This is a genomic window from Gottfriedia acidiceleris (assembly GCF_004138285.1).
Lineage (GTDB): Bacteria > Bacillota > Bacilli > Bacillales > Bacillaceae_G > Gottfriedia > Gottfriedia acidiceleris_A.
On sequence record NZ_SCFN01000012.1, the window covers coordinates 117,580 to 131,406 of the forward strand.

Below are 13,827 nucleotides of genomic sequence, written 5' to 3' on the forward strand. Positions count from 1 at the left end.
TAAGGTAAAGGAGTCATCTTTGTGGCTCTTTTTTTATTTTGGAAAGGATTACGCTCTGGGATATTAAAATTTTCTAGTAAAATAACAAAGTTTTCATTAAAATTCATAATTTTTAGATAACTATCTTATAATAAGATAGGACATTTCTCCTGTTTTTTCGTCAAAGTTATAGTATTTTAGATGAAAAATAACTTTTTTTATTTGAACTTACCCAATTTTCAGTTTAATTATTTTGGCCAAAAAATAAAATCCGACAAAAAAATATATTTTTTTCCATGATATAACATATTTCTATATTTATTTGACATTGTTTCGTGCGAATTTGATAAAAAATGTTTAATAAACAAAGTAGAATTTCCCCAATACACGTTTATTGGCGTAGGAAGTAAAATTTGAATGTATTTAATTAATAGCCATAAGTAGAAGAATAGTAAATCTTTATTTGATATGTAACTATTAATCTCTTTAGTTCCAAAGTGGTTTAAATAAATACGAAATAAGGATATATATAGGAGAGTTGTTATGAAGAACGGAAAAATGAAAGCGTTTAAAGTTATGTCTACAGCTGCGTTAACATCATTACTTTTTACATCCTTAACGGCTTTTGCAGATAATGATAACATTACATCTCAAACTGACTCAACTGATGATGTTGTTGAACAAGGAGCGTCACTTTTAGTCAAGCACAATTTTGATAATTCACAAGAAGATTCAATGTACAAAGACAACAACCAAGAATCTATGAAAACATTTAAACCTGATGAGGAGGTTCATTTAATCGTTCAGGTGGCACAGCCAACGGATAGCGAACAAGCACAAGCAACGCCTGAGGGTAAAAAAGCAATGTTTAAAGAAAAGCAAGACAATGTAATTGATCAAATCTCAAAAGAAAAAAATTCAAAATCAAATGTAGATTTTAAGGTGAAACATCGCTATTTTGAAGGTTTTAACGGATTTAGTGTTGAAACACAATATAAAAATTTAAAAGATATCCAGTCGATCCCTGGGGTTACGCATGTTTCTGTTGCTAGAACATTCCAAGAAAATATGTCAGCAAGTAAAGAATTAGTACAAGCTCAAAAGGTATGGGAGCAATATGGTTATAAAGGAGAAGGCTTATTAGTAGGTGTTGTAGATTCTGGTATTGATTGGACTCATAAAGATATGACACTATCAGATGCAGCTAAAGCGAAAGAAAAATGGACAAAGGATAAATTTGGCCAGTTTGCAACAACAACAGATGTAAATGATACTTGGTATTCAGATAAAGTACCATCTGGTTATGACTGGGCAGACAACGATACGGATGTCATTCCTGGACAAAAAGGTAGCTCACACGGAACACACGTATCTGGAACGATTGGAGCAAATGGTGACGATGCTAATGGTGGAGTCGCTGGTATTGCGCCAGGCGTACAGCTGTTAGCAGAAAAAGTATTCTCAGATAATGGTGGCGGTGCTTACGAGGATGATATTATTGCTGGGATTGAGCATTCAGTTACAATGGGCGCAGATGTAATCAACATGAGCTTAGGTAGTGATGCAGGCTATGTAGACGAAAACTATGATCCAATTCAAAAAGCAATCAGAAATGCGACAGAAAAAGGTACGCTAGTTGTAGTAGCAGCAGGAAATTCAGCATTCAGTTCGGAAGCCTTGCTAACACCTGCAACAATAAGCCCATTTGCGGAAAATCCTGATATTGGAACGGTTGGTTCGCCAGGTGTAAGCCCATTTGCTTTATCAGTTGCTTCCTATGAAAATACTAAAATTCATATGAACGCAATTTCAGATGGAAGCTTGGCAGTACCTTTCAAAGACCATTCTCAATATGGACAAGCTTTTAATGTATCTAATAATCTATTAACGAATACAAACTACGATTTGGTATATGTTAATGAAGGTAAAAAGGCTACTGATTATCCAAAAGGTAAAACGAATTATATTGCGGTAGTTAAACTTTTAGATTCATATAGCACAGTTTCGTCGATTCAATTTACTGCAAAGTCAGCGGGAGCAAAGGCTATTATTATGATCCCACCTTCAAAATGGCCAGACTATGTAACTCTACCAGTAACTCCGTCGGCTACACCGACTGCTTCAACAAGTAAATCGATCGGTCAAGCATTATTAGATAAAATGAGTAATATGCCTAGTGGCCAATATTTAAGAATGAAAAATATCGGCGATTATTGGGTAGATAATCCTGATAAAGATACGATGTCTTATTTCTCATCAATGGGTACAACTCCAACATTAGATTTTAAACCTGAAATGTCGGCTCCGGGCGGAAATATTTATTCAACAATTCCTGGTAACAAATATCAAGTGATGAGTGGTACATCAATGGCTACGCCACATGTTGCAGGTGGTTCAACATTAGTATTACAATCACTTTATGAAAAAGGATTAAAACACTCAGAAGATACAGTTTTAAAAGCGAAAATTGAATTAATGAATACATCTAAAGTCATTATGGATCCAAGAACAAATAGTGAAGTTCCATATTCACCACGTATTCAAGGGTCTGGTTTAATGCAAATTCAAAATGCGATTAATACGCCGGTTATTGTGACAAATCAAAATGCTCCATTAGAGCAGGCTGGTTCAGTAGCATTAAAGGAAATCGGACAAAATACAAGCTTTAAATTAAACGTAGATGCTTTTGATGCACCTAAAGGTAAAAATAATAGCGCTGATATTGAATACAATGTTTATGTTGACTTATTGAAAGATAAGACAGAAACAAAGCAATTTGATTTTGATCATGATGGACAATTAGATTCAAAAGATTATTTAACTTTATCAAGTGAACAAATTAAAGGTGCAAAAGTAACTGTAAATGATAATATCGTAACAGATAAAATAGGATCTACATTGAAAATCAAACCAGGTCAATCAAAAATGTTAACTGTTAATGTATCATTACCAGATTCATTAAAGAAAAATGGTTTTGTAGAAGGATATGTTCGTCTTGTACCAGTAGCAAAAGACCAAGATAAAGCTGTACCGATCACTGTTCCTTATATGGGATTCTATGGAAAGTGGGATGAGCTACGAAATATCGATGCTCCAGCTTGGGAAAAAGATTCTTTTGCAGGTCATACAGCACTTTGGAATGATAATACAGAGGGAGGAGCACCATTAGGATACAATGGAGTAGGCTTTGATTTAAACCATATTGCTTTCTCTCCAAACAATATTGATAAGGGAATTTTTGGTGGAATGGCCGTTTTACGTAATTTAGAAAAAGCAGAGGTTTCTATTGAAGATTCTACTGGAAAACAACTTAGATATCTAGGCGACTATAGTGAGTATACTGGAACTGGAGAGCCTTGGAAATTTAGAAAAAACATAATGTTTAACGGAGATTATGGATATCAATTATACCAATGGGATATGAAAGACGTATCAGGAAATTTTGTTCCAGACGGTACTTACTATTATGTAATTAAAACAACATTAGCATATCCAAACGCAAGACCACAAACGGTTAAAATGCCAATGATCGTGGATTCAGTTGCACCAAAGATTTCTAATATTAAGGTAACACCAAAAGACGGAAAATACGTCATTACATTTGATGCGACAGATAATGCAACTGACTTTTACGCTACTGATCTTTATGTAAATGGAACATTTTATCAACTAAACCCTGGTGTAACAACTCTAACAGTTAATTCTGAACCAAAAGGTATGGTAATTAGATCTAGTGATTATGCAGGGAACATGGCTTGGACAACATGGGGAGATCAAAGTTATAATAAACAAAGTATGGCAATGGTAACTTGGGGTATTACTCCATCTACTGGTGTAAACGAATCTAAGCCTGCAAGAATTTCACTTTATGGTTATAACAAAGTAGACTGGACGATTAATATTAAAGATGCTAGCGGAAAGCTTGTAGATTCATCTACATTCGAAAATGAGTTTCAATTTAGTACAAAATGGGCACCAGAAAAAGATCTTCCAAATGGCACATATACAGTTACAGTAGATGTTGTTACGAAAGACGGTTTTAAAGTAACAACAACGCCTAAAACAATTACGGTTACTCAATAATATTATAGGTTCTAACTACACTTATAAAAGTGTGACAAAAAGGTTCTAGTGAAAACTAGAGCCTTTTTGAATTGCCTTTTGATAGAACTGCTGAAAGAATTTTATTTACTATAATTCAAGTCTTTATTACTTTTTAATTTCCCTTGGATTAAGAGCATTAGTAATAAACTTACCGGAATAATTATTTGAAGTGGAACGTGAAGTAAATACGGTACTATATGGATCCCTTCTAATTGGTGCTCAAGAAAACTAGAAGCAATCCATAATGAAGTAACAACAGTAATAATGCCCATAGGATAGACTAGTTGGTCACTTTTCTTTACATTAAATAAATCAGCAGCTCCAGATACCGCACAATAAAAGTAAATTGTAATTTTTACAAAGGCATTGCATACTGCAATTACAACAATGAAAGTATCCAATCTTTGGATGAAATCGGCAATATTAATATAACTAACTGATGTTAGAAGTGGGTAGGTTGTTCTTTCAATAACGGAAGGGCCTAAAATTGCAGTATTTAAAATTGCAAATAAGGTTAATATAAGTCCCGAAAATAATAAGGCTGGTATTCCTACTTTTATTGCTAAATCTTGTTTTTTTAAATGTGGCATAATCATTGTAAATGTCAGAATCTCACCAAATGGTATTGTTAAAGAAATAGGAAAAGCTTTAAATATTGGTTTCCATCCGTTTTCTAAAACGGGTCTTAAATTATCAATTTTTATTAATTTTGAAATGATTTCAAATCCTATAAATATTACAGTAAGAAATATGATCATGATAAATATAAATTCACATGAACGAGCGAACGTTTCTAGTCCTTTAGAAATTGCATACATGATTAATAACATCATAATTAATCCAATTGAAATTAGAGAAGAAGCATTATATAAAGTGATTGTTAATAAATCTTCAAAATCACGTAAAGCACGTGCAGCAATATAAAGAAAATATAAGATATATATTAATGCAAGTATTTTTCCTACATATTTTCCTAAAATAATTTGAATATATTTTGTTAGTGGGAGTTCAGGAAATAATGAATATAACTTAATATACACCGCAAAGATTAAACAAGCTGTAATGAGACCTATTAATAAACTAATCCAACCATCTTGTTTAGCTCTAACAAATATTTCGACCGGTGGAGAAGCACCGACCCCAAACATAAAAATCATACAAAAGAATTGAAAACCACTTATATTTAATTTGCGATTCATTTGAATTCCTTCTTTTTACTTCTGAATTTTCTTCTAGATCATTATTTTTTCCATAAAATTCTATTTTATTTAAGAGCTAACTAAGTAATTTATTGTGACTAAAAAACCAGTTAGAAGTTTGTTAAAATTTAGTATAATATTAGCAAACATAGAAAAGAGGAATGAGGTGGTCTTTACGTGGAAATAAAGGTTGATGATTTAACTGGAACTGAAGTAGCTAAGCTAATTGGTGAGCATCTACAAGGTATGACACAGCATTCTCCACCTGAAAGTATTCATGCTCTAAATCTTGAAGGATTAAAGAAACCGGAAATTACGTTTTGGAGTGTATGGGAACAAAGTGATTTAGTTGGATGTGGGGCTCTAAAAGAACTTGACCCTTTGCATGGAGAAGTAAAATCGATGAGAACTTCTTCAGCTCATTTAAGGAAAGGTGTGGCAAAGCACATGCTCCAATACATAATCGAAGAGGCGAAAAGTAGAGGTTACAAGAGAATAAGTTTGGAAACAGGTTCGATGGAAGCATTCGATCCAGCAAAAAAACTGTATGAACTCTTTGGTTTTAAGTATTGTAAGCCTTTTGCTGAATATAAAGATGACCCTAATAGTGTTTTTATGACATTAGAATTGTAAAATTTTTGAAAGTAGAGTTGCTGTTGTAGCAACTTTTTTTAGTTTAATACCTTTTATTTCAATGCCCAACTGATAAATTAAAAGAATGAAAAAATTTTAAAATAAAATTAGTACCTAGTATTAATATCTGGTGATATAATATTGGAAAGAAATTAATTAATACGATTGAGGTGACTATAATGCAAAAATCGAAAGCTCGTATCACTGCAATAGGTTCGTATGTACCAGAAAAAGTATTAACGAATAAGGACTTAGAAAAAATAGTTGAAACGAATGATGAATGGATTGTAAAACGAACAGGAATAAAAGAGAGAAGAATTGCAACTGAAAATGAATACACAAGTGACTTAAGCTTTAAGGCAATAAAAGACTTGATGGAAAAATACAATAAGTCTGTGGAAGATGTCGATATGATCATTGTTTGTACTTTAACGCCAGATTTCAAAACGCCAAGTGTTGCTTCAATTATTCAGGCAAAGCTTGGGATAAAAAATGCTGGGGCAATTGATTTAAATGCTGCTTGCGCAGGTTTTACTTACGGTTTGTATATGGCAAATGGATTAGTTACATCCGGATTAAATCGTAAAATTTTAGTAGTTGGTGCAGAAACCTTGTCTAAAATTACCGATTATGAAGATCGCACTACTTGCATTTTATTTGGTGATGGCGCTGGTGCAGCTTTAGTTGAGTATGATGAAGAACATCCTAGCTTCATTTCCTCTTACTTAGGATCAGAAGGCGAAAAAGGGAAACATTTATATTGTTCAAATTTATCAAACCAAATGTTTGGAGAAGAAATAATTTATAACAGTAATATTATTCAAAATGGTCGTGAGGTATATAAATGGGCAGTTACTACAGTTCCAAAAGGGATGCAAGCTGTACTAGATAACGGGGCGATCTCGTTAAATGAAGTTGATTGGTTTGTCCCTCATAGTGCAAATTTAAGAATGATTGAATCAATTTGTGAAAGAAGTGAATTTCCAATTGATAAGACTTTATATAGTTTAGTCGATTGTGGAAATACATCATCTGCCACGATTCCTTTATCTTTAGCAAAGGGAGTGAAGGAAGGAAAACTTAAATATGGGGATAAGGTATTACTTTATGGGTTCGGCGGTGGATTAACGCATGCCGGGTTACTTATTAATTGGACTTTATAAAATTTGAGTCTATAAGCAAGAAACGCATTTAATCAAAAATAATAAGAAGTCTAATAAGTGATTTAATTAGACTTCTTATTTTAGGTTGTAGAGGATTGTACACTACTTGTTAATAATTTTCGGAAGGAAGAGGATTTAATGAATGTATCTGTCTTAGGCTGCGGTAGATGGGGAACTTTTTTAGCTTGGTACGCTAATCGATCTGGTCACAAAGTAGTTTTATGGGGGAGAGAAAATTCTAAAAATTTTATTGGCTTAATTCAAACAAGAAAAAATGACTATTTAAGCCTGCCAGATGGAATTGAGTTAACGAGCTCTTTAGAAGGTGCGTTATCATTTGCAGAAGTCATTATTATATCAATTAGTGCCCAAGAGCTACGAACATTTGCTAACCGCTTAAGTCAATATAATGAAATACAAGGTAAAACCTTTATTCTCTGTATGAAAGGGTTAGAATCTACCACCGGTAAAAGACTCACACAAGTTTTTAGTGAAGAAGTAGGGAAAAACTGCAATGTAGCCGTTTGGGTAGGGCCAGGTCACGTACAAGATTTTGTAATGAATATACCTAATTGCATGGTAATTGGTTCGGAAAATATTGAAGTAACAAAACAAATTGCTAAAGTATTTAATAGCGAGTTAATACGATTTTATTACGGCCAAGACTTAATTGGTAATGAAATTGGAGCTGCAACAAAAAATGTCATGGGAATAGCTGCAGGAATGCTAGATGGATTGAAATATAGTAGTTTAAAAGGATCATTGATGGCTAGAGGCACTAGAGAAATTTCTCGTTTAATAAGAGCAATGGGTGGAAATGATTTAACAATTTACGGTTTAAGTCATTTAGGAGACTACGAGGCAACACTCTTTTCAATGCATAGTCATAATCGAAAGTTTGGACAGGCATTTGTTGAAGGAAAACCATTTGATAAATTAGCGGAAGGGGTTTCTACAATTAAGGCTTTAAAGGAACTTTCTGATCAGTATGATATTGAACTACCGATTTGTAACGCATTGTTTGAAATCATTTATGAACATAAAAATGCGAAAGAAACTTTGGAGGAATTATTTTTAAGACCACTAAAATTTGAGTTTCAATAAAAATGAAATTTTATTTCGGGAACTCTATAAAAAACAATAAATTTGTTGTTTTTGTAACTTTTATTCGTGTTTTATCGTTTGTTTTTAGTTAAAATACGAACGATTTTGTTGTTTTTTATAAAAAAGTTCATATTTTGTATTGAAAATATATTTCTAGTTTGATATATTAGCAGTGTAATCATTCATAAACATTACTCGTATATGCTCAGTAATATGGTCTGAGCGTTTCTACCTGGTTCCCAATGAAAGAACTAGACTACGAGTTAAAGTAGTTATTGGTCGTCATTTTATGTAACCAATACTTAAGGTCTAGCATTAAACCTGATTTAATGCTTATCTATACTTTAACTTTCGTAGGTCTAGAAGGTAGGAATTATTCTACTTTTTCTAGACTTTTTTTTTGGACCAAAACTTCGAGTGTGATAAACAACAGGGGGAAAAGACATGTTAAAGAAGTACGGTATAGTAGGAGTAGCATCTGCACTATTAGTTTCAGCATTTGTAGGTTATAACGCTAAAACAAATACTGTAGAAGCAAAATCAAAACAATTAAGACCAATCGTTATTGAGGGACCAATGCCAATAGAGGCTGAAAAATTTGCAAGTAAGCTAAAAAATGTAAAAGTAGAAAAATCAGGTAGTTTCGTATTTTACAAAGGTACTTTAGATCATTATCCAGTTATTGTAGCAAAAACAGGTAAAGGTATGGAAAATACTGCTGCTGCTACAGCGATTGCAATTGAAAAATATAAACCAGTCGCAATTATTAACCAAGGAACATCTGGTGGTCATGACGCAAATTTAAATGTTTTTGATATCGTATTAGGTAAAAATACAACTAATATTGGTTCTTTAAAAACAGAAACGAAAGACGAAAACCAAGGAATTGATGCAACTCAATGGAAACCAATGGACTTAATGGCTTCAGAAGGTAGTGCAGGTGAAGATCCAAACGCTGAAAAACCACGTTTTTACGAAGGTAATAAAGATTTATTAACAGCTGCAAATGCAGTAAAAAATAAATACACTAAAGGTAAGGTTGTAGAAGGTACAATCGGATCTGCAGACGTTTGGAACAATGAAGTTGATCGCATTAAATGGTTCCATACTAAATATGGTACTTCAGTAGAAGAAATGGAAGGCGCTGCTGCAGCTCAAATCTCTCAAGCATATAATGTACCTTTCTTAGGAATTCGTGTATTATCAAACAATAAAACTAATGGCGGTAAATACGATCCAACTACAGCTGATGCATGTCAGGAGTATGTAATGGAAGTAGTTAAGAAATATATTTCTACAAATCCAAGTAAATAATAAATATTGAAAAAGCACCTCGAGCTATCACCGATTTATGATGTGAACGAGGTGCTTTTTTGTGTATTATTCAACGCATAAAAAGATAAAAAAGAAGATGAACATCTACACAAGTTAGAGTTCATCTTCTTTCATGAGCAAATAACACGAATTTCAAAATAGCTGATTTTTAATCTTGAATTGGTGGATATCTGCCCGGTGTTTTTAGTGAGTAAGCTCGAAGAATTGTCTGCTCTACTTGGTTGCCTGCAGAGTCAGTTGCTTTCAAGCGAATTGATACATACCCTGAGTCAGGATGATTCACAGTAATATTGAATTTATTCTCGTTCCGTTTGTTTACTTTAGCAGGAATCCATGTAGTACCATCATCAGTTGAAGTCCACATTTCCGTTTGAACAATGTCATGAACATCTGCACCAGGTTGAGTCTCTATGGAAACGTTAAATTTATAAGGTCTTCCTCCATAAATTGAATTTCCAAGGTCGACCCCTAAGTCATATTTAGGCCACAGTAATGGTAATACTGTAAGTCCACTAGTTGGTTTAGCTGATTGGAATGTCCAGTTTGTACTAATCGATGTAGCCCACGGGAACCAACCTGTACCGTTATGGGTACCGTTTACCTTTAGTTGATAGGTTGACGCTTTTTCGTCAACAGTGATTGGACCATATTGCGTAATGTTTTTGCTATTATAGATTTCTTTACCATCCGCCGAAAGCGTCGCAGAACTAGTCTCTCCGGTCCTGTTGAACCAACCATAATGTGAACCGTCTGAATCACCTATATTAGGAATGTGTAGTGTCATTAGATTATCCTTTCGGTAGGCTTTAGATGACTCCATTCCAGGTCCTTGAGCTGACTCAAACCAGTTCTCTGTATACCGCGTGTTAGGACTAAAATATTTATCCCACGGACCGCTCAACGTATAAGAGATATTTTTGTTGTTTGGAAATACATTGTGCAAAAAACGGACCTGATCCATCGCTGGATATTCTGACCCAGTACTGTACCACTCTTCCCGTTGGAATTGAGAAGGGAAGTAGTCAACTGTGTCGACTGTAATATCTTGCCAAGGGCGTAACACAGGGTTCGTGTCACCAATAATACCTTCTTTACCAAAGTAGTTGTTTGTCACGATTTTCGAATTCTTCTTCGTGAAATTGATAACTGGCTTAGAAGGCAGCTCCCCTTTAACATATAACGAACCATTGTAAACATAAGGACTGTTTGCAATGCCATCAAGTTTTATCATAACTTTTTCCTCGGTAGCTCGCTTAATCAATACTTCACCTTCGTCTTGGTTAAGAGACCAAGCAGGAATAGCAGATCCCGCAAAATTTGGAAGGATGCTTGTGAATAAACCAGGTCGATCATTCACAATAATGACTCCTTCAGCACCAGCCGTTGCAAGTGCCGCAATTTGGTCGGCATATTTCATACTGATATCACGCTTAATAATCGCGAGCTTTCCGGAGATATCTACCTTAGCGATTTCGTCAGCATGTGCAGTTCCTACATTAATTGCTTGTAGTGTTTTTTGTCCGTCCAATTTTTGCGCATAAATGACTGGATGAAGCGGAATCGCAGTTTGGGCAGAATCCACATAAGATGCGCGAATAACTGGAGCATAGCGCCTCGTGTCGTACATGAACTCAAGTTTGCCCACATCCACTTTTTTGCTAGGGATTACATATGCATGGAAGATAAAAGAATTGGTACCACTCCAAAAATATGCTGTAGGCATTTTAGTAATATCTTGACCTTGACGGAAAAATCCGATCTTGTATCCATGAGCTTCTGACTCATTAGGGGTACGAACATCAATCTCTTTACCTAATCGAGCGTCTACTGTCATATTGGTGTCTTTCGTAACTTCAATATTAGGATTTCCACCTAATGTAACAGACTCTCCAAAAGTATTATACTTATCTGTTGTTACGACTCTAGCCATGACAGAATAATTACCAGGGTTTACCTCAATATTTGCGGTTCCTTTTTGATCAGCCTTCGGAATAACTTCGTAAACTCGTCCTGTATCCAGATTATAAGCTACAACAGTTGTTGCGGTGCCACCTGGGTTTCCATTTCGGTCAATTGTCGAAACGGTTAAATTGACTAATGGTTCTGTCTTCGTTGCACCGATTGTAGTGTTAAATTTTTTCCCGTCGTCTCCAGTAGCTGTGACAACTGCTTTGTAATCTCCAGCAGTACCAAAAGATGGATTAAAAGTAACCTTTACTTCGCTACTACCATGAGCTGGTATAGTAACCCCTGACTTATTGAGTGTAAATATACCAGAAGGTGCTACAACCCCAGTCTCTCCTCTAGGGATCATACTAAGCGATAATGTGACATCACTATTGGATGGGTTGAAATATTTAAAGGATTTTTCGATCGGTTTGTCTTCTGCCATTGCACTTCCTAGACTAACTACTGCAGGGCTACTATAAACATTAGCGTTAAGAGCATTAGCGATATCTACGCGTCCTCCACCTTGTTGGTAAGCAGTATAAGTTGTTTGCGGTTTCGCTGTTTCAACTAATACTTGCTTGACTTGGTCAGCTGACCAGTCAGGGTGTTTTTGACGTAGGATTGCTGCTGCACCAGCAACATGTGGTGTAGCCATTGAAGTACCATTGAGAGACGTGTAATAGTCATCTACAACTGTACCTATAGCAGTTCCAGCAGCACGAGCAGCCACGATTCCGACTCCCGGCGCTGTAATTTCAGGTTTAACTCTGTAATTCTCAATGATTGGTCCACGGCTGGAGAAGCTGGCCAAAAGGTCATTCTTATCAACTGCACCAACTGTCAATGCTTTTTCAGCAGCACCTGGTGCCCCTATAGTTTTCTTACCTGGCCCCGCATTACCTGCAGCGATGATAAATAGAGTGTTACTAGATTCACTTAATTGATTGACTGCTTGGCTCATTGGATCCGTACCATCGCTCGCCTCAGTACTTCCCAAGCTCATGCTGACGATATCAGCCCCTTCCTTAACAGCCCATTCCATCCCAGCAATAATCCAAGATTCTTCACCGGAACCACTAGTGTTGAGCACCTTTCCAATCAAAAGGTCTGCACCTGGTGCAACACCTTTTAACCTTCCACCAGAGGCGGAGCCAGATCCCGCTATAGTCGAGGCTACATGAGTACCATGACCGTGGTGATCAATAAAGTCGGCATCATCGGTAAAATTCTTCGCTTCTTTTATAGAGGCTTTAACGTCAGGGTGGTTCGAGTCTATACCCGTATCTAAAACAGCGACCTTTATGCCTTTTCCATCAAATCCAGAGGCCCATGCTACAGGCGCACCGATCTGAGGAACACTCTTATCAAGTGCAACTTTTACTGGCTTGTCTAACCAAATCTTTTCAATACCATCAGTTAACTCAACTTGAGACGATTTTACTTTTGTCTCTCCATCAACTGCATCCCAGAATTTAGCAGTCTGCTTTTTGTCAGTATTTACTGCAACAGCATTTACACTAGGGAGATTTAACTGTCGTGTAGCCCCAGTCGAGACAGCTTTGTTAGTTGACTGAGAAACATTTTTGGATTCCTTCGTTACAATTAAAGGTACGCTTGATCGATGAGCATCATCATACTTATACTCAATCAATTTTGTAATATTAAATAGCTCCTCATCTAATTGGCCAGAAGCTAGGAAAGCTACGGCTTTATCAGGAATTAAATAGTAGTCTCCATTAACTAGTTTGGTAGTATACGAAATTGGCATACCATCCTCTTTAGGCTGCAGGGTACCTGCTAATTTTCCATCAGAGTAGCGATTAAGGATTACTACGTCACCAGTGATTAAAGTTATTGTGTTAGTAGAAACGATATGTGATGGAGACGAGGTTTGTTGGTTTAACTTAGATTCTGAAGTTGCAGTATCTGGACTTGCCGTCGCTGTTGACTGGGAAATACCAAAGATAAGTGAAGTAGCAGCTAACACATTTAAAACTTTGAAACTATTTTTCATTGTATTCCTCCCTTTAGAATCATTAGAAATAGCCTTTCTGTTACTTAAAACGTGTTAATCCCCCTTTATTTTTCTTTTTGTATCCTGGTGTGTGTAAACAATCTTTACTTAATAGAATGAACTAATTTCGCTAGACTAGAATAAACTCGATCTACTAAAGATCTTGCCTTATATAAACTTTTCTAAGAGTCTATGAATCAAGTGGAATTTTGCGCGACTCTATATCAAGTAGCAAAAGTATATTAAATTTTCATTCTTGTTTATAGCAAATATTGTAACTTGCAAGCTGGATACATAACTTACAAGTTAATTTTAAAGGGAGTTTATGGGATATTTTGTTTATGAA

At 35.3% G+C, this 13,827-nt stretch carries 7 protein-coding genes and 1 riboswitch; of the genes, 5 read left to right on the forward strand and 2 right to left on the reverse strand.

The genetic code is table 11. The features are described from left to right. Positions 1-522 precede the first annotated feature (522 nt). Positions 523-4,062: a S8 family serine peptidase gene (locus EP747_RS25235; protein ID WP_129691260.1), complete on the forward strand. Its 3,540-nt coding sequence runs from the start codon at positions 523-525 to the stop codon at positions 4,060-4,062. Between the two features lie 101 nt (positions 4,063-4,163). Here EP747_RS25235 and EP747_RS16840 read toward each other — a convergent pair whose 3' ends face one another. After that, positions 4,164-5,282 (reverse strand): GerAB/ArcD/ProY family transporter, encoded by a 1,119-nt coding sequence (locus tag EP747_RS16840; protein ID WP_129691261.1) that lies wholly within the window; start codon positions 5,280-5,282, stop codon positions 4,164-4,166. Between the two features lie 177 nt (positions 5,283-5,459). Here EP747_RS16840 and EP747_RS16845 point away from each other — a divergent pair, with 177 nt between their 5' ends. From EP747_RS16845 to EP747_RS16860, 4 genes are all read left to right on the forward strand, one after another. Next, a complete protein-coding gene (locus EP747_RS16845) occupies positions 5,460-5,915 on the forward strand; it encodes a GNAT family N-acetyltransferase (protein ID WP_129691262.1) in 456 nt (151 codons plus the stop codon). A 179-nt stretch (positions 5,916-6,094) separates the two neighbouring features. Further along, positions 6,095-7,078 (forward strand): ketoacyl-ACP synthase III, encoded by a 984-nt coding sequence (locus EP747_RS16850; protein WP_129691263.1) that lies wholly within the window; start codon positions 6,095-6,097, stop codon positions 7,076-7,078. Positions 7,079-7,216: 138 nt separating this feature from the next. Continuing rightward, the gene (locus EP747_RS16855; RefSeq protein WP_129691264.1) at positions 7,217-8,182 is read left to right on the forward strand and encodes an NAD(P)H-dependent glycerol-3-phosphate dehydrogenase; all 966 of its coding nucleotides are present in this window, start codon (positions 7,217-7,219) and stop codon (positions 8,180-8,182) included. Between the two features lie 175 nt (positions 8,183-8,357). Further along, a riboswitch (purine riboswitch) is annotated at positions 8,358-8,461 on the forward strand. A 165-nt stretch (positions 8,462-8,626) separates the two neighbouring features. Beyond that, on the forward strand, positions 8,627-9,496 hold the full coding sequence (locus tag EP747_RS16860; RefSeq protein ID WP_129691265.1) for a 5'-methylthioadenosine/S-adenosylhomocysteine nucleosidase: 870 nt from the start codon (positions 8,627-8,629) through the stop codon (positions 9,494-9,496). Positions 9,497-9,665: 169 nt separating this feature from the next. Here EP747_RS16860 and EP747_RS16865 read toward each other — a convergent pair whose 3' ends face one another. Continuing rightward, positions 9,666-13,481 carry a S8 family serine peptidase gene (locus EP747_RS16865; RefSeq protein ID WP_129691266.1) on the reverse strand — a complete coding sequence of 1,272 codons (3,816 nt, stop codon included), beginning with the start codon at positions 13,479-13,481 and terminating at the stop codon, positions 9,666-9,668. Positions 13,482-13,827 lie beyond the last annotated feature (346 nt).

Bases quoted from the DNA above. Each gene is read 5' to 3' on its own strand.
- EP747_RS25235 (WP_129691260.1), top strand. From the start codon at position 523: ATGAAGAACGGAAAAATGAAAGCGTTTAAAGTTATGTCTACAGCTGCG.
- EP747_RS16840 (WP_129691261.1), bottom strand. From the start codon at position 5,282: ATGAATCGCAAATTAAATATAAGTGGTTTTCAATTCTTTTGTATGATT.
- EP747_RS16850 (WP_129691263.1), top strand. From the start codon at position 6,095: ATGCAAAAATCGAAAGCTCGTATCACTGCAATAGGTTCGTATGTACCA.
- EP747_RS16855 (WP_129691264.1), top strand. From the start codon at position 7,217: ATGAATGTATCTGTCTTAGGCTGCGGTAGATGGGGAACTTTTTTAGCT.
- EP747_RS16860 (WP_129691265.1), top strand. From the start codon at position 8,627: ATGTTAAAGAAGTACGGTATAGTAGGAGTAGCATCTGCACTATTAGTT.
- EP747_RS16865 (WP_129691266.1), bottom strand. From the start codon at position 13,481: ATGAAAAATAGTTTCAAAGTTTTAAATGTGTTAGCTGCTACTTCACTT.